Below are 14,900 nucleotides of genomic sequence, written 5' to 3'. Positions count from 1 at the left end.
CACCTTATCCCATGTCCGGGAACGACCACCCGCGGCGCACCACGAGGATGATGCCGGCAATCAGGAGCCAGACCGCCACAAAGCAGAGGAACCAGACGAGGTACCTCCTCCCGCTGCGGGTATCGTCATCGTCAAGACGCACTCAAGGCCCCCCCCACGGGTGATGGGAGCTGTGCTACCGGACTTCCGCTCCTTCGATAACCTTCTCCACGCCAGCGGTCACGACCCGCTCACCGTCCGAGAGCCCCGTGAGGATTTCCACCCGATCCCCCTGGACCGCGCCGGGCTTCACGAGCCGCATGCGGGCGATATTGCGCCCGTCAACCACCCAGACCGAGGTGAGGGCGCCCCGCTCCACCACCGCCCCCCGGGGCACGAGGATCCCCTTCTTTTCCCCGGTGGACAAAAGGACCCGACCGAACATCCCCGACTTCAGCCCCTTGCCGGCAATATCCACTTTGGCGGTGAAGGTGCGGCTTGCCGGGTCGGCGGCCGGAACCACCTCGGCGATGCGCCCGGATGCTGCCGCACCGGCTCCATCCACGGCCACCCGCACCGTGGCGCCCACCTTGGCCTTGGCCACCAGGGACTCGGGAACCGCCACCTCCAGGCGGTAGTTCCCCTCCTCCTCAACAGTGAGAAGCGGCGTGCCCGGGAAGACCGTCATCCCCCGCTCCACCTGCTTTGCCGTGACCACGCCGGCCAGGGGTGCGGTGATGCGGGTATGGCCGGCAACGGCGCCGGCGGCCCGGGCGCCTTCCCGCGCCGCGGCAACTCTGGCCTCGGCCCGGGCAACCCCCTGGTCGGCCACATCCTTGTCGGCCTGCCGGTTATCCAACTCCTGCCGCGTAACAGCCTCTTCCCTGAAGAGGTTGTGGTAACGCTCAAAGGTGGCATCGGCAAGGCGCTTGCGGGCCCGGGCCTCCTCAAGCCCACGCCTTGCCTCCTCCGCCGAGGCTGATGCGGCCGCTGCCTGGGCCGTACTCTCCGTTGCCTCCAGGGTCACGAGGACCTTCCCCCGCCCGACCCGCTCCCCCTCGACCGCAAAGACGCCGGTGACGGTGCCGGGGATGCGGGCAGCGATCACCGCGGCGTTGCGGGCCTTCACCGTCCCCACCGCTTCAATCCCTTCGGGGATCGTCACCGGGGCGACCTTTTCCACCGTCACCCCCGTCACGACGGAAGGCTTCCCTTTCTTCTCCGCTCCTTCCTTTCCCCCGCCGCAGCCGTGAATCATCATTGCTGCAGCAGCCAAAAGCGGCAGGGCGACTGTCCGAATCCTCATGGTGCCATCTCCTTCAGGAATATGCCGGCGGTGTGGTAGATCCGTGCCGTTGCCAGCAGATGGTCAGCCTCACGCTCCGCGAGGCCGGTGCGGGCCCGGCTGAGGGCCGACTGGGCGTCCAGGAGCTCCACCATGGTGACGAGGCCGTTGGCAAAGCGCTTGTTCACGAGCCGGGATCCCTCCTCAGCCGCCAGAAGTGCATGGCGCGCCACCTCGAGCCGCTTTCCCGCCTCGGCCCGGCGCAGGATGCTCTCCCGCACCTGGAGGTCCACCTCCTTGCGGAACTGCTCCAGGTACTGGGCGGCAGCGTCACGCTCGGCCCGTGCCCTGGCCGTCCCGTGCATCCTTCCCATGCCGTCAAAGACCTCCCAGCGCAGGTTCACCCCGGCGCTCCATCCGTCGTTGTCGCGACCGAAGGGAACGTCCCTGTCGTTCATCTGCACGGACGCAGCCGCGTAAAGCGTGGGGAACCAGGCGCTGCGGGCGAGCCCCATGGCGGCCTCGGCCCGCTCCACCCCCTTTTCGACACCCTTCAGGTCCCGACGATTGGCGAGGGCCTGGCGCACGATCTCCTCCTCGTTCAGGCGGAACGCCTCACCCGTCACATCCCCGCGGATATCGAGGGATTCCCCGGACCCGCCTCCCACGGCGAGGGCCAGGCGCATTTTGGCCAGCTTCAGGTCATTAAGGGCGGTGATGGTCCGTTCCTCCGCCTCGGAGAGGAAGGTTCTTGCCCGCAATTCGTCGGACTTGAGCCCGGTCCCCTCATGGCCGCGTACCGTGGCCACCCGCAGGTGCTCCCGGGCCTCTTCCACGTCCTTCTCGGCGGCGGCCAGGACAGCCTTTGCCCGCTGCACCCCCAGATAGGCGCCATAAACCGCGAACCCCACATCTTCACGGCGCCCCTCGAACCGGTACCCCATCCGCTCCGCCTCCCGCTCTGCCATCTCCCGGCCGTAGCCGATCCCCAAATCGAAGAGGGGCTGCTCCAGGGTAAGCGCCGTACGGAAGTCATGGTAGGAAGAGGGAGTGTTCAGATTGCCGAGTTCGAAGTCGCTCGTTGCAAAACGCCCCTGGTCGAGTTTCATCATGAAAACGCGGGTGGGAAGGTCAGAAGCGCTGAACGCCTCCTCCGCCACGATCCGGGGCAAGTACCGGCTGCGGCTCGCCGCGGCCCCCTCCTCCGCCGCCTCTTTCTCGTAGGCGGCTCCGCTCACCAGGTGATTCCGTTCCAGGGCCAGGATGAGGGCCTCGTTGAGGGCCACGGACGGTTCGGCAGCCAGCAGGACCGCGGGCGTGAGAAGCAGCAACAAAAAACCGGCAGCAAAATATTTCACGGAACGTCCCTTTCTTCTTTGATGTCTGCACGAAACAGCAGAACATCAAATATATGAATTTATATATATGTATTGTGCTCGATTGTGTCAACCGTAAAAGTATACCGGAGAGAGATATTTTGTCAGGACTCAGAGGAAACGGAATTAGGCGTGTGGATGGGGTTGAGGGGTGAAATGGATTGACAAGGCGGGGGGCGGGCCTTTAGACTCGGTTCTCTGCGCAACCACGGAGGAAGACGTGCTCGACAAGGAAAAGTGGAAGAAGAACATCAGGGCCATCCTCTCCCTCGACAGCCATCCGGGGCACATCGCTGCCGGCCTCGCCGTGGGGGTCTTCATCAGCTTCACCCCCTTCTTCTCGCTCCACACGGTCCTGGCCATTGCGGCCGCCTTCATCTTCCGGCTCAATAAGCTCACCTGCGTCACCGGCGCCTGGGTCAACACCCCCTTTACCGTGGTCCCCATCCTGGCGGCCAGCTACAAGCTGGGTCGGGTGGTTCGGGGGCTCCCCCCCCAGGAGTTCCATTTCAAGGGGCTCCACTGGACACACCTGAAGAGCCACGCCGCCACCCTCATGATCGGAACCTCCCTCCTCGGCTTTGCCGCCGCCCTTGTCTCCTACGCCCTCTGTTACTGGCTCGTGGTCCGCTTCCGGAAAAAGGATGAAACCCTTGCCACCCTTGCCGATGAGATGGAAGAGGTCGGCGAAGAGCTGGAATAGAAAAAGCGGGGAACGATGCCCCGCTTTTTCTGTTTCCTGTCGATTTGTCACCCGCCGCCGTTCATCGGCAGCTCCGCTCACTTCCCAAGAATAGGAGTGAGAACCTGGTAGCAGACATAAGCCATGATCGCCGATGCCGGGATGGTCAGGACCCAGGCGACGAGTATCCGGCCTGCCACGTTCCAGTTGACCGCAGTGAGGCGCTTTGAGAGACCAACGCCGAGGATGGATGAGGTGATAACGTGAGTAGTACTGACCGGCATCCCGATGGATGACGCACCCAGGATAACCCCGGCGGATGCGGTCTCGACACAGAACCCGTGAACGGGCTGAAGCTTCACGAAGTCTTTTCCCACGGTCTTGATGATCCGCCACCCGCCGGCGGCGGTGCCGAGCCCCATGGCCACGGCGCAGGCCATCTTCACCCAGGTGGGGACAACGAAGGCGGAGAGAGTTCCGTAGCTCACCAACGCCATGGTGATGACCCCCATGGACTTCTGGGCGTCGGCGGTGCCATGGGAGAAGGCCATGAAAGCGGCCGAGAGAACCTGAAGCCGCCGGAAGTGCCTGTTGATTGAATAGGGCGATGTGCTCTTGAAACACCACAGCATGATGACCATGACGACGAAACCGAGGAAGGTCCCGACAATGGGGGAAAGGATCAGGGAGAGGACGATCTTTTCGAGCCCCTTCCAGTGGAGTGCCGCCGTGCCGGCATGGGCGATCACCGCCCCCATGAGGCCGCCGATGATGGCGTGGGAGGAGGAGGCGGGGAGCCCATAGTACCAGGTGATCAGGTCCCAGACGATGGCGCCGAGGATCCCTGCCAGCACCACCATCTGGGTAACGTTGGACGCATCGACGATCCCCTTGCCGATGGTGGCGGCCACCTTGGTGGAGATCATGGCGCCGGCAAAGTTCAGAACCGCTGCCATGGTAATGGCGGCCCTGACGGAGAGCGCCCGAGTCGAAACGCAGGTGGCGATGGCGTTGGCCGTATCGTGGAAGCCGTTGATGTAGTCGAAAGCCAGCGCCGCCCCGATGACCAGGACGAGCATGATCAACGTGGCATCAAGCATTTTTAACCACCACGCTTTCCAGAATGTTGGCCGCGTCCTCGCACTTGTCGGTTGCCCGCTCCAGGGTCTCGTAGATCTCTTTCCACTTGATGAGCTGGATCGGGTCCTTCTCTTCGTCGAAGAGGCGGCTGATGGCCTCGCGGCAGACCCGGTCAGCCTCGTTCTCCAGGGCATTCACCTCCACGCAGGACTCGGCGATGTGCTCGAACTTGCCGCCAAGCTGGGCCACGGCCTTGGCAACCGCCTCGCACGACTTGAGGATGATGAAGGCGAGTTCCTTCGCCTCCGGGGTCGGCTTCTCCACGTTGTACATGATGAAGCGCTGCGATGATGCGTCGATCAGGTCCAGAATGTCATCAAGGGCAGCGGAAAGCGCATAGATGTCTTCCCGATCCAGGGGGGTGACGAAGCTCTTGTTGAGTTTCTGGATGATGTCATGGGTGATGTGGTCACCCTGGTGCTCCACGTCCTTGATCCGCTTCTGCATCCCCTGGGGGTCGTCGTAGTTGTCAACCATCTCCTTGAGGAGCTTGGCCCCTTCAATGATGTTGGCGGTCATGTCCTTGAACAGGGCGAAAAATTTTTCTTCCTTCGGAATAAGGCCGAACATTTGCTCCCTCCGCTTCTGGTGCGGCACCACGACGCCGCTGGTTGATAGTCCAAAACAGACGAGAAATAGCACAAAATTCCCCCTCTGCCTATGAAAATTATTGCAACGGCGTTACACCTCCGTGGCGTTGCGCTCCAGCCTTTGACTTGTATCATCACATCGGTTACGCTACGGCGCCCACGTCAGCACCCCAAGGAGAAAACCAGTTATGAATCCTCTTCACGCAACAGTTCTCGGAGCCGTTCAGGGGCTCACCGAAGTGCTCCCCATCAGCAGTTCGGCACACCTGATCCTCATTCCCTGGCTTTTTGGATGGCCCGAATCGGGGATCACCTTCGACGTGGCCCTCCACCTGGGAACCCTCATCGCCCTCGCCCTCTACTTCCGCCGCGACATCGCCGAACTGGCCGTGAACGCCCTCTCGGGGCTCACGGCGAAGGGAGGCTCCTCTGCTACCCGCCTTCCCTGGTACATCATTGCCGGCTGCGTTCCCGCCGCCATCGCCGGAAAGACCCTTGAAGAGCCGATCGAAGCCATCTTCCGCTCCAACCCGGCCATCATCGCCGCACTCCTGATCGGCTTCGGGCTTCTGCTGGCCCTGGCGGACACTCTCGGCTCAAAAAAGTGGCGCATGGACCAGATCGACCTCAAGAGCGCCATGCTGATCGGCCTCGCCCAGTGCCTGGCGCTCCTCCCCGGCGTCTCCCGCTCGGGGATCACCATCACCGCGGCGCTCTTCCTCGGCTTCAGCCGGGAAACGGCGGCCCGCTTCTCGTTCCTTCTCTCCCTCCCCATCGTGGCCGGAGCGGCACTCCTGAAGGTGGGCCATCTGGCGCGGCACGGCATCCCCGAGGGGGAACTGCAGCCGCTTCTGATCGGCATCGGCGTCTCGGCATTATTCGGCTACGCAAGCGTCGCCCTCCTCCTCAAGCTCGTGCAGCGCTACTCCCTCTACCCCTTTGTCTGGTACCGGCTCCTGGCGGGAGCGGGAGTACTACTCTTCATCTTCAACCAATAAATCACTCCTGAGCCACTTTTCATTATCTTGCCCACATGCTACAGTTCCACCCGACTCGGGAAATTCGACAGGGAGGAACAACATATGGCAGGCGGCATCAAGGCGTGGCCCGAGGACGAGCGTCCCCGGGAAAAGCTGATGCGGCGGGGGAGCCCCACCCTCTCCGACGCGGAGCTCCTCGCACTCATCATACGAACCGGCGATTCGGTCACGAAACGGAGCGCCATTGATCTCGGCAGGGCGCTCCTTCAGGAGTTCGGCGATCTCCGGACCCTGGCCGGCGCCACCGTGGGAGAGCTCTGCGCCGTGAGGGGAACCGGCCCGGCCAAGGCCGCTTCAATCAAGGCGGCCCTGGAGATTGCGGCGCGCATCAACTCGGAGCGGCTCATGATCTGCAGCGAGCGGTTCACCTCACCCGAGCAGGTCTACAACCACTACCACTACGCCTTCCGGGATCGGCGCAAGGAGTACTTCATGGTGCTTCTGCTGGACGGGAAAAACCGGATCATGCGGGAGGTGCAGATATCAGAGGGGAGTCTCAACCAGAGCATCGTTCATCCGCGGGAAGTCTTCAACCCGGCCGTGCGGGAATCGGCCGCCGCCGTGATTCTCGTCCACAACCACCCCACCGGAGACCCAGCCCCGAGCCGCGAGGACCTGGAGATCACCCGGCGCCTCAGGGAAGCAGGGGACCTCATGGGGATCAAGGTCCTCGACCACATCATCATCGGCGACAGCCGCTTCACAAGCTTCGTTTCAGCGGGCTTCATGTAGAAGCGGAGCATCAGCGCCGGAGGTACGTGGCAATCCCCAGCTCAAAGCACTGGGGCTCGAAGCCGAAAACCTGGGGCCAGGGGCTGGCGCAGATGTTTTCCTCCACGAGCATGGTTATCTGGTCCATGGTGATGGGAAAAAAGGAGAAGCCCTGCATGACCGGCACAACCAGCTTCATGATCCCGAGGGGGTTGGGGATCTTCGGCACATGCCCCTTGCCGACGATCCGGCCGATGGTATCGAGAAGGTCATTGTAGGAGATGCGGTCCGGACCGCATAACTCGTAGGCCTGCCCCACCGTCTCCGGCTTCTCCAGGGCCAGGGCGAAGCAGCGGGCCACGTCATCGGCCGCCACCGGCTGAAGCCGGTACTTGCCGTCGCCGATGACCGGCACGGCCGGGTATGACCTGATGTAGCCGGCCAGCTTGTTGATGAAATCGTCCTTGGGGCCAAAGACGATGGAAGGGCGAAAGATGGTCCATTCAAGCCCCGAGGTGCGCACCTGCTCCTCGGCCCGCCATTTCGTCTGGTGGTACCGCGAGGTGGCGTTGGGCCGGGAGCCCAGGGCCGACATCTGGAGATGGCGCCGGATTCCCGCCCGCCGGGCCGCCTCCACGACGTTTTGCGTCGCCTCCACGTGGAGTTTGTCGAAAGTCATTCCCCGCGCCGGAAACTCCCGGATGATCCCCACGAGATTGATGGTCGCGTCGCACCCCTCCACTGCCGCGGCAAAGGTGTCCAGCCGCGTCACGTCCCCCTCGGCCTGCTCGACCCCTGCCTCGACCCCCTCGTGCCGGCGGTGAACGAGGAGCCTTATGCCGTGCCCCGCCTCCAGCAGCGCCTTCCTCACATGACCGCCGATGAAACCCGTTCCTCCCGTCAGAAATATTTTCATGAAGCCCTCCTTCAGCCCAGGCGATGGTGGTATGTTGAGTGAAGTGTACCGTACTGCCGTCCATTTGCCAGCATCCCGTGTATACAAGACCCTTGTGATTGACCGGCGGGTGTGTTAATAAAGAATCATTTATCGAGACATGGGGAGGATAGAAAACCATGAGCGAACAGGGTGCGGTCTGCTACACGTTCGAAGCCGCCGTGGAAATGGCGATCCAGATGGAGGAAGAGGGCTTCCGGCATTATCTGGCAGCCATCAGGAAGGTCAAGCACAAGGGAGCCCGCGAAATTCTCAAGGAAGCAGCCCTTGACGAGCTTGAGCACAAGCACAGCCTTGAGCAGGCCCTCCTCGAAGGGGAGATGGAGGGGGCCGGAGCCCTTGACAGACAGATTTCAACCATGAACCTCGGCTATGTCCTCGCCAAGAAGGAACTGAGCCCCAACTCGGACACTCGCGAGGCCCTGGCCTACGCCATCCACCTGGAAAAAGGGTCCATGGATTTCTACAAACGGATGTCACAGGGATGCGCCGGTGCCCCCATGGCGGGCATCTTCGAGAAGATGTTGGCGGACGAGGCGAAACACCTGCAGCAGCTGGAAGATCTCTACGAAGAGCACTTCATGACCGAAAACTGAAACGCAGTCCATTCAACGGCCCTAAAACAAAAAGGGAAGAGGCCACGTGCCCCTTCCCTTTTTTCATGCTCCGTCACCCCTTGGAATCAGGCGACCTCGACGAGTTTGATCTCGAAGACCAGGTCCCGGCCAGCCAATGGATGGTTGGCGTCAAGGGTAACGGTGGTGTCGGTCATCTCCGTCACGGTCACGTTGAAGACCTGGCCGTCATCCTGGGTCACCTCGTACTGCTGCCCCAGCTTCGGCTCGGCATCCTGAGGGAGATACTCCCGCTCCACCTCGGCCACCAGCTCTTCCTGCCTGGGGCCATAGGCCTGGTCCACGGGGATCGTCACCGTCTTCGCCTCGCCGGCATTCATGCCGATCACCGCCTCCTCGAAGCCGGGGATCACGTCGCCCTCACCGATGGTGAACTCAAGGGGGCCGCTCCCGCTCTCTTCGGAAGAATCGAAGACCTCGCCGGTGGTGAGCTTTCCGGTATAGTGGACCTTGACGGTATCACCCTTTTTTGCCTGTGCCATGTTTGATTTTCCTTTCCCGAATTAATGAATTGTCTTCCCCGTCAGATGCTTACTCTTTGATCTGGAACGCCACCTTCAGCACCACCTGATATTCGGCGATCATGCCGTCGTCCCCGACATGGCCGCGGATATCCTGGACCTCGAACCAGGAGAGTTTGTCCAGCGACTTGTGGGCCTTGGCCACGGCCGCCTGGATGGCCGCCTCCAATCCCCGCTTCGACACCCCGATAATCTCAACCTTTTTGTAAATCCTGTCGTCACCGTAGCTCATGGCATCCTCCGCAGCGTGAATTTTCCACAAGCTTACCACCGGGTAAAGAGGTGTAAAGGGTCGGAATCCGTCAGGAACGTCCCGTCACCGCGCCGGCATTGCGTTCAGCCGCTCCTTGGCCTTGGCGGCAAGCTCCGACTGGGGATGTTTTGCAACGATTTCCTCGTAGAGCTTGCGGGCATGATCAAGATTGTGCTGCTTCTCCTCGAACTGAGCCGTCTCGAAGAGTTCCTGAGCGCCTTTGCCGGAACATGCCGCCAGAGCGAGCATGCAGAAGAAAAAAACGACAACGACACCTCGTCCCATATTCCCCTCCGCCAATGCAACTATCAATAAATTCGAAGCCCTCATTGCATCGACAGCTGCACTAGGGCAAAAATCTGCCGCAGTATGAAAGAATTCTCAGTAAACGTCCAGTGAAAGTTTGGGAATCAGAGTTTGACCACTCTCAGGAGATGCCCCTGCCGGGACACGACCATAACAGCCCGGTCTGCCACGGAGGAGCATCCATCAAAAGGGGGTGAGGAGGTATCCCCCCCTTCCCCCTGGCTTGACCTGCGCCTCAGGTACCTGCGCCAGCAGAGGGAACAGGCAACAGAGACCGCAATCCAGATGGCACCATGCACCAGCAGGCCGAAGCCACCCCAGAAAAGCGACCAGCCTCCGACCATGAGGGCACCGAGCCCGAACCAAACCATGGTGAACGAGGGAAAAAGAAGCTCAAAACCTATTAAGGCGAAGCCGAAGAATATCCAGTACCACCATTCGCACACCACCTGTCGACCTCCACGCGCCAATATCCGTCACAACCTCCCCGAGGTGTTCTGGCGAATAATCAGCACGTTTCGTGCCGAGGGTCACGGTTGCCCGTCGTAACGGGCCGCGTGGTAGGAGCTCCTCACGTAGGGGCCGCTCTCCACGTGGGCAAACCCCAAGGACAGGGCCGCTGCCCGGTATCTTTCGAAACGTTCGGGCGGAATGAATTCCCGGACGGGATGGTGGCTCTTGCTGGGGGCCAGGTACTGGCCGATGCTGAGGTAGGAGCACCCCACCGACCGCAGGTCGGTGAAGACCGCCAGCACCTCCTCTTCCGTCTCGCCGAGGCCGAGCATGATTCCCGACTTGCTCCGCACGGCAGAGTCCAGTTCACGCAGGGTCCGGAGCACTCCAAGGGAGCGGCCGTAGTCGGCCCCGGCCCGGATGTGGTAGAGGCGCGGCACCGTCTCGACATTGTGGCCGATGATGGCCGGCGCCGACGCGACGACCCGGGCGAGGCTCTCGCGACTCCCGAGAAAATCGGGGATGAGAAGCTCCACCGCCGTGGCGGGGGACGCACTCCGGATGGCGGCGACGGTTTCGGCATAGTGGGCGGCTCCGCCGTCGGGGAGGTCGTCCCGGGTGGGGCTCGTGATGACCACGTGGGAGAGGCCGAGGCGGCGGATCGCCTCGGCCACCCGGGCCGGCTCGCCAGGGTCGGGAGGGAGGGGTGTCTGTTTCGTCACGTTGCAGAAGGAGCAGAGACGGGTGCATGCGGCCCCCAGGATGAGGAAGGTCGCCTGGCGCTCCCGGAAGCACTCGGTAATGTTGGGGCAGCGGGCCTCCTGGCAGACCGTGTGAAGGCGCAGTTCCCCCAGGAGCCCCTCCATGCCGGCGTGGGCTGCGGGGTTGATCTTTTTTTGCAGCCACTGGGGCTTGCGGACGATGGTCATGGCGTTTCTCCGTACAGGTTCCAGGCAGCTTTCCCGTAACGCTCCGCGCCGAGGCGGGCCGAGGTCGCCTCTTCCTCGGCGGTGAGGGGCGCAGGAACGAGGTCGACGCCGAGACTTTCAGCAAAAGCGGCGGCGAGACGCCCCCGCAGCCGTGCCGGGTCAGCCGCCACACCCAGTTGGGCGAGGCTCGTGGCCCCCTCCAGGAGGCCCGGGGGAGGTTGGCGGAAAAAGGGGAGCGCCTCGGCCAGGGCGCAGCGAAGTGGCACCGACCCGTGCTGGAAGATCACATCCTTCAGCCGCCGCTGGGCATTGCCGCCGATCTTTCTCCCGTCGGCAACGATATCGTATTCTTCCTGGCCGGCAAAGCAGAGGGGAGTTCGCACGCCTAAGCGCCCGTCTCTGGACCGGGAATCCACGGCCCAGGAGGCATCGATCCCGAGATCGCCATAGAAGCGAAGCAGAAAGCCGGTGAGTGCCCGAAACGATTCCTTGACGCCCCTTGCGTCGGAAATATGGCGCGTGGCGCAGACCACGGCATAGGTGAGCTCTGCGGCGTGGTAGATGACCCCGCCGCCGGTGATCCGCCGCACCACGGGGATGCCGGCGGCCGTGCACCGCTCCAGGTGAAGCGCCTCCTCCGCCCGCTGGAACCGCCCCACGGAAAAAGCCGGTGGCTCCCACCCGTAGAGGCGGAGCACCGGCAGCGATGCGGCAGGGTCGAAATGGAGGAGGAGCGCCTCGTCCACCGCCATGTTGGCGGGGCCGGCCAGGGGACCGGTGTCCACGAGGCGCCAGCGGGTCACGTTCGGGGAAGCATCAGCAGCCAAAGTAGCAGACGTTCTGCTCCCGGGCAGCCTTGGTCTCATCGAGGCGGGTGACCGGCATGGTCCGAGGCATCTCGGCAAAGGCAGCCGGGTCGGTCCCGGCCAGTTCCGCCGCCTCCCGCATAACGGCGATGAAGGCGTCGAGGGTCTCCTTGCTCTCGGTCTCGGTGGGCTCGATCATGATGGCCTCCTTGACGATGAGCGGGAAGTAGACCGTGGGGGGATGGTAGCCCCGGTCGATGAGGAACTTGGCGATGTCGATGGCATGGACCTCGTTTTTCACCTGCCGGGCCGCCGAGAAGACGCACTCGTGCATGCAGGTCTGGTCGTAGGGGAGGTCGTACACATCCTTCAGCTTGCTCATCACGTAGTTGGCGTTCAGGACCGCCTGCTCGCTCACCTGGATGAGCCCGTCGCGGCCGAGCATGGTAATGTAGGCGAAGGCCTTGGCCATGACCCCGAAGTTGCCGAAGAAGCCGGCGGTGCGGCCGATGCTCCCGTGGGCCGGGGCGTCGACCCCGTAGCAGCCGTCGTCGTACTTCACGATCCGGGGAGAAGGGAGGAACGGCACCAGCTGTTTCTTCACGCCAACCGGTCCGCTTCCGGGACCGCCCCCGCCGTGGGGGGTGCCAAAGGTCTTGTGGAGGTTCAGATGGATCACATCGAAGCCCACGTCGCCGGGGCGAACCTTGCCGAGGATGGCATTCAGGTTGGCGCCGTCATAGTACATGAGGGCGTCGTGGTCGTGGGCGATGTCGCAGATCTCCTGGATGTGCGGATTGAAGAGCCCCAGGGTGTTGGGGCAGGTCATCATGACCGCCGCCACCTCGTCGGTCATTACCTCCCGGAACTTGTCCAGGTTCATGTCGCCATAGGGGGCCGTCGGGACGGTGATGATCTCGTACCCCACCATGGCGGCGGATGCCGGGTTGGTACCGTGGGAGGAATCAGGAACCACCACGTACTTCTTCTTGTTCCCCTTGGCCTCATGGTAGGCGGCGATGAGCATGATGCCGGTCATCTCGCCGTGGGCGCCAGCCAGGGGCTGGGTGGTCACCTCATCCATGCCGGTGATCTCGGCAAGGGCCGCCCCCAACTCATAGGCAAGCCCCAGGCATCCCTGGCTGAAGGAGGAACCGTGGGGAAGGAGCGGCACCATGGGGTGGTAGGGGGCGAAGAGCTTTGCCGCCTCTTCAAGGGCCTTGGCGTTGTACTTCATGGTGCAGGAGCCCAGGGGGTAGAAGTTGGTGTCCACCGAGTAGTTGCGGCGCGAGAGCCCCGTGAAGTGGCGCACCACGTCCAGTTCGCTCGCCTCGGGGAGCGCGGCGGGCTCCTGTCTGCGAAGCGCCGCCGGAAGCTCGGGGGCGGCGGGGACGTCACTCGCCGGGAGCCGCACTCCTCGGCGCCCAGGGACCGATTTCTCATAGATCAGCTGCATAGGATACCCTCCAGGTGCCGGGCCAGGGTGTCGATCTCGTCTTTGGTCCGCTTCTCGGTCACGGTCACCACCATGCACCGCTCCATCTCCGGATAGTAGGGGCTCAGGGGAACTCCGGCCGCGACCCCCTTCCGCAAAAGCGCCGTGACCACCTCCTCGGCGATCTTGGGGAGACAGACGGTGAACTCGTTGAAGGTGGCGCCGCCGTTCATCACCTCAACCCCGCCCAGGTTGCCGAGGGTCTTTTTCGCGTACTCGGCCTTGTCGTAGTTGAGGCGCGCCAGCTCAACGAGCCCCTGTTTTCCGAGGGAGGAGAGGAAGATGAGGCCCCGCAGGGCGCAGAGGCTCTGGTTACTGCAGATGTTGGAGGTGGCCTTGTGGCGCTTGATATGCTGTTCACGGGCCTGGAGGGTGAGGACAAAGCCCCGCTGGCCGTTCTTGTCCACGGTCTCGCCGATGATCCGGCCCGGCAGGTTGCGGATGTACTCCTTGCGGCTGGCGATGAAGCCGAAGGAGGGCCCCCCGAAGGAAAGGGGATTGCCGAGGCTCTGGCCGTCACCCACCACGATGTCGGCCCCCATGGCGCCGGGGCTCTCCACAATGCCCAGGGCCACCGGATAAGCGGAAACCACCAGGAGCGCCCCGGCGGCGTGGGCATCGGCGGCCAGCCGGCGGAAATCGCTCACGCTTCCGAAGAAGTTGGGATTCTGGACGAGGACCGCGGCGGTGGCGTCGTCGATGGTGGCCCGGAGCCGCAGGTCGTCTTCCATGCCGAGCTTCGGCCCGATCTCCACCAGCTCCACGTCCAGGTTGGCCAGGTAGGTCCGGACGATCTCCCGGTGAAAGGGGTTCACAGCCCCGTCAATGACGAGCCGGTTTCTCCCCGTTATCCGCAACGCCATCATGGCCGCCTCGGCCAGGGCGGTGCCGCCGTCGTAGAGGGAAGCGTTGGAGACCTCCATGCCGGTGAGGCGGCAGATGGCGGTCTGGTACTCGAAGAGGGCCTGGAGGGTCCCCTGGGAACATTCGGGCTGGTACGGGGTGTAGGCGGTGTAGAACTCGGCCCGCCCCGCAAGGTGGTCCACCACGGCCGGAATCAGGTGGTCATAGTAGCCCCCCCCAACGAAGTGGGAAAGGTGCTGGGCATTCTTCCCAGCCAGGGTCTCGAACCGGTGGAGCATCTCGAACTCGGACATCCCCGCAGGGAGCTCGAAGGAGCGTGCCCGCAGCCCCGGGGGGATCGGCCGGAACAGGTCGTCGATGCTCGACGCGCCCGTGGCCGCCAGCATCTCCCGGACCTCCTCCGGCGTGTTGGGACAGTAGCTGGCGGTGCTCATCCCAGGCTCCTCACGTACTCGTCGTACTGCTCACGGGTCATGAGCTTCTGGAGCTCGGCCGGGTCCGCCATATCCATAATGGCCATCCAGCCGGCGTCCTCAGCCGCCTCGTTGACGATCTCGGGGCGCTCGTCAAGGGCTTCGTTCACCTGGGTCACCTTGCCGGAAACCGGGGCGTAGATGTCGCTGGCCGCCTTGACCGACTCGATGGCGGCCAGAACCTCGAACTGCTTCACGGTCTTCCCCACCTTGGGAAGCTCCACGAAGGTCACATCCCCCAGCTGATGAGCCGCATACTCGGTGATCCCCACCGACGCAACCCCGTCCTTGACCTTGACCCACTCGTGCTCCTTGGTGAAATAGGTTTCCATGTATCCCTCCTTAAAAAATAAGAATCCAGAATCCAGGAGTCAGAATTCAGAATGGAAGAGGCTTTTCTCCTGACT

The 14,900-nt window shown here is 63.0% G+C and carries 19 protein-coding genes; 4 read left to right on the top strand and 15 right to left on the bottom strand.

What is annotated here, in order from left to right:
- Positions 1–4: 4 nt before the first annotated feature.
- Genes KI811_RS07590 through KI811_RS07580 form a run of 3 tightly spaced genes read right to left on the bottom strand, consistent with a single transcriptional unit; the run spans position 5 to position 2,622 of the window.
- Entirely contained in the window at positions 5–142 is a 138-nt protein-coding gene (locus tag KI811_RS07590; RefSeq protein ID WP_214185862.1) for a hypothetical protein, read from the bottom strand.
- 33 nt (positions 143–175) lie between these two features.
- Entirely contained in the window at positions 176–1,285 is a 1,110-nt protein-coding gene (locus KI811_RS07585; protein ID WP_214185861.1) for an efflux RND transporter periplasmic adaptor subunit, read from the bottom strand.
- Positions 1,282–2,622, bottom strand: coding sequence for a TolC family protein (locus tag KI811_RS07580; protein WP_214185860.1), 1,341 nt, complete (start codon positions 2,620–2,622; stop codon positions 1,282–1,284). The genes KI811_RS07585 and KI811_RS07580 overlap by 4 nt, the downstream gene beginning before the upstream one ends.
- Before the next feature lie 238 nt (positions 2,623–2,860).
- Here KI811_RS07580 and KI811_RS07575 point away from each other — a divergent pair, with 238 nt between their 5' ends.
- Positions 2,861–3,343 carry a DUF2062 domain-containing protein gene (locus tag KI811_RS07575; protein ID WP_214185996.1) on the top strand — a complete coding sequence of 161 codons (483 nt, stop codon included), beginning with the start codon at positions 2,861–2,863 and terminating at the stop codon, positions 3,341–3,343.
- A gap of 77 nt (positions 3,344–3,420) precedes the next feature.
- Here KI811_RS07575 and KI811_RS07570 read toward each other — a convergent pair whose 3' ends face one another.
- Complete coding sequence (locus tag KI811_RS07570) at positions 3,421–4,422, bottom strand: inorganic phosphate transporter (protein ID WP_214185859.1); 1,002 nt, start codon at positions 4,420–4,422, stop codon at positions 3,421–3,423.
- On the bottom strand, positions 4,415–5,032 hold the full coding sequence (locus KI811_RS07565; protein ID WP_214185858.1) for a DUF47 domain-containing protein: 618 nt from the start codon (positions 5,030–5,032) through the stop codon (positions 4,415–4,417). The genes KI811_RS07570 and KI811_RS07565 overlap by 8 nt, the downstream gene beginning before the upstream one ends.
- Positions 5,033–5,240: 208 nt before the next feature.
- Here KI811_RS07565 and uppP point away from each other — a divergent pair, with 208 nt between their 5' ends.
- Complete coding sequence (gene uppP / locus KI811_RS07560) at positions 5,241–6,050, top strand: undecaprenyl-diphosphatase UppP (RefSeq protein WP_214185857.1); 810 nt, start codon at positions 5,241–5,243, stop codon at positions 6,048–6,050.
- 84 nt (positions 6,051–6,134) lie between these two features.
- Entirely contained in the window at positions 6,135–6,824 is a 690-nt protein-coding gene (radC, locus tag KI811_RS07555) for a RadC family protein (RefSeq protein ID WP_214185856.1), read from the top strand.
- A gap of 10 nt (positions 6,825–6,834) precedes the next feature.
- On the opposite strand, the gene KI811_RS07550 is transcribed toward radC, so the two are convergent.
- The gene (locus KI811_RS07550) at positions 6,835–7,719 is read right to left on the bottom strand and encodes a complex I NDUFA9 subunit family protein (protein ID WP_214185855.1); all 885 of its coding nucleotides are present in this window, start codon (positions 7,717–7,719) and stop codon (positions 6,835–6,837) included.
- A 158-nt stretch (positions 7,720–7,877) separates the two neighbouring features.
- Here KI811_RS07550 and KI811_RS07545 point away from each other — a divergent pair, with 158 nt between their 5' ends.
- On the top strand, positions 7,878–8,354 hold the full coding sequence (locus KI811_RS07545) for a ferritin family protein (protein ID WP_004513861.1): 477 nt from the start codon (positions 7,878–7,880) through the stop codon (positions 8,352–8,354).
- Positions 8,355–8,440: 86 nt separating this feature from the next.
- Here the strand turns inward: KI811_RS07545 and KI811_RS07540 are convergent, their stop codons facing one another.
- The 9 genes from KI811_RS07540 to gcvH form a co-directional block, all read right to left on the bottom strand.
- A complete protein-coding gene (locus KI811_RS07540; protein ID WP_214185854.1) occupies positions 8,441–8,875 on the bottom strand; it encodes an FKBP-type peptidyl-prolyl cis-trans isomerase in 435 nt (144 codons plus the stop codon).
- A 49-nt stretch (positions 8,876–8,924) separates the two neighbouring features.
- A complete protein-coding gene (locus tag KI811_RS07535) occupies positions 8,925–9,146 on the bottom strand; it encodes a dodecin (RefSeq protein WP_214185853.1) in 222 nt (73 codons plus the stop codon).
- An 84-nt stretch (positions 9,147–9,230) separates the two neighbouring features.
- Entirely contained in the window at positions 9,231–9,452 is a 222-nt protein-coding gene (locus KI811_RS07530) for an outer membrane protein assembly factor BamD (RefSeq protein WP_214185852.1), read from the bottom strand.
- 125 nt (positions 9,453–9,577) lie between these two features.
- A complete protein-coding gene (locus KI811_RS07525; RefSeq protein WP_214185851.1) occupies positions 9,578–9,922 on the bottom strand; it encodes an NfeD family protein in 345 nt (114 codons plus the stop codon).
- 81 nt (positions 9,923–10,003) lie between these two features.
- Entirely contained in the window at positions 10,004–10,855 is an 852-nt protein-coding gene (gene lipA, locus KI811_RS07520; RefSeq protein WP_214185850.1) for a lipoyl synthase, read from the bottom strand.
- On the bottom strand, positions 10,852–11,658 hold the full coding sequence (locus KI811_RS07515; protein WP_281874835.1) for a lipoate--protein ligase family protein: 807 nt from the start codon (positions 11,656–11,658) through the stop codon (positions 10,852–10,854). The genes lipA and KI811_RS07515 overlap by 4 nt, the downstream gene beginning before the upstream one ends.
- 13 nt (positions 11,659–11,671) lie before the next feature.
- On the bottom strand, positions 11,672–13,117 hold the full coding sequence (gene gcvPB, locus KI811_RS07510; RefSeq protein ID WP_214185848.1) for an aminomethyl-transferring glycine dehydrogenase subunit GcvPB: 1,446 nt from the start codon (positions 13,115–13,117) through the stop codon (positions 11,672–11,674).
- Positions 13,108–14,454, bottom strand: a complete 1,347-nt coding sequence (gcvPA, locus tag KI811_RS07505; RefSeq protein ID WP_214185847.1) for an aminomethyl-transferring glycine dehydrogenase subunit GcvPA — start codon at positions 14,452–14,454, stop codon at positions 13,108–13,110. Before gcvPA ends, gcvPB begins: the two co-directional genes overlap by 10 nt.
- Entirely contained in the window at positions 14,451–14,825 is a 375-nt protein-coding gene (gene gcvH, locus KI811_RS07500; RefSeq protein ID WP_214185846.1) for a glycine cleavage system protein GcvH, read from the bottom strand. The genes gcvPA and gcvH overlap by 4 nt, the downstream gene beginning before the upstream one ends.
- Positions 14,826–14,900 lie beyond the last annotated feature (75 nt).

The sequence above is a fragment of the Geobacter hydrogenophilus genome, from assembly GCF_018501225.1.
Lineage (GTDB): Bacteria > Desulfobacterota > Desulfuromonadia > Geobacterales > Geobacteraceae > Geobacter > Geobacter hydrogenophilus.
The sequence above is the reverse complement of the archived record's forward strand: the minus strand, read 5'-3'. Positions and strand labels throughout refer to the sequence as shown.

What these genes read in the sequence shown, in the direction of transcription:
- uppP (WP_214185857.1), top strand. Translation starts at nt 5,241, where the DNA reads ATGAATCCTCTTCACGCAACAGTTCTCGGAGCCGTTCAGGGGCTCACC.
- KI811_RS07565 (WP_214185858.1), bottom strand. Translation starts at nt 5,032, where the DNA reads ATGTTCGGCCTTATTCCGAAGGAAGAAAAATTTTTCGCCCTGTTCAAG.
- KI811_RS07535 (WP_214185853.1), bottom strand. Translation starts at nt 9,146, where the DNA reads ATGAGCTACGGTGACGACAGGATTTACAAAAAGGTTGAGATTATCGGG.
- KI811_RS07540 (WP_214185854.1), bottom strand. Translation starts at nt 8,875, where the DNA reads ATGGCACAGGCAAAAAAGGGTGATACCGTCAAGGTCCACTATACCGGA.
- KI811_RS07530 (WP_214185852.1), bottom strand. Translation starts at nt 9,452, where the DNA reads ATGGGACGAGGTGTCGTTGTCGTTTTTTTCTTCTGCATGCTCGCTCTG.
- KI811_RS07545 (WP_004513861.1), top strand. Translation starts at nt 7,878, where the DNA reads ATGAGCGAACAGGGTGCGGTCTGCTACACGTTCGAAGCCGCCGTGGAA.
- radC (WP_214185856.1), top strand. Translation starts at nt 6,135, where the DNA reads ATGGCAGGCGGCATCAAGGCGTGGCCCGAGGACGAGCGTCCCCGGGAA.
- lipA (WP_214185850.1), bottom strand. Translation starts at nt 10,855, where the DNA reads ATGACCATCGTCCGCAAGCCCCAGTGGCTGCAAAAAAAGATCAACCCC.
- KI811_RS07550 (WP_214185855.1), bottom strand. Translation starts at nt 7,719, where the DNA reads ATGAAAATATTTCTGACGGGAGGAACGGGTTTCATCGGCGGTCATGTG.
- gcvH (WP_214185846.1), bottom strand. Translation starts at nt 14,825, where the DNA reads ATGGAAACCTATTTCACCAAGGAGCACGAGTGGGTCAAGGTCAAGGAC.
- KI811_RS07585 (WP_214185861.1), bottom strand. Translation starts at nt 1,285, where the DNA reads ATGAGGATTCGGACAGTCGCCCTGCCGCTTTTGGCTGCTGCAGCAATG.
- gcvPB (WP_214185848.1), bottom strand. Translation starts at nt 13,117, where the DNA reads ATGCAGCTGATCTATGAGAAATCGGTCCCTGGGCGCCGAGGAGTGCGG.
- gcvPA (WP_214185847.1), bottom strand. Translation starts at nt 14,454, where the DNA reads ATGAGCACCGCCAGCTACTGTCCCAACACGCCGGAGGAGGTCCGGGAG.
- KI811_RS07570 (WP_214185859.1), bottom strand. Translation starts at nt 4,422, where the DNA reads ATGCTTGATGCCACGTTGATCATGCTCGTCCTGGTCATCGGGGCGGCG.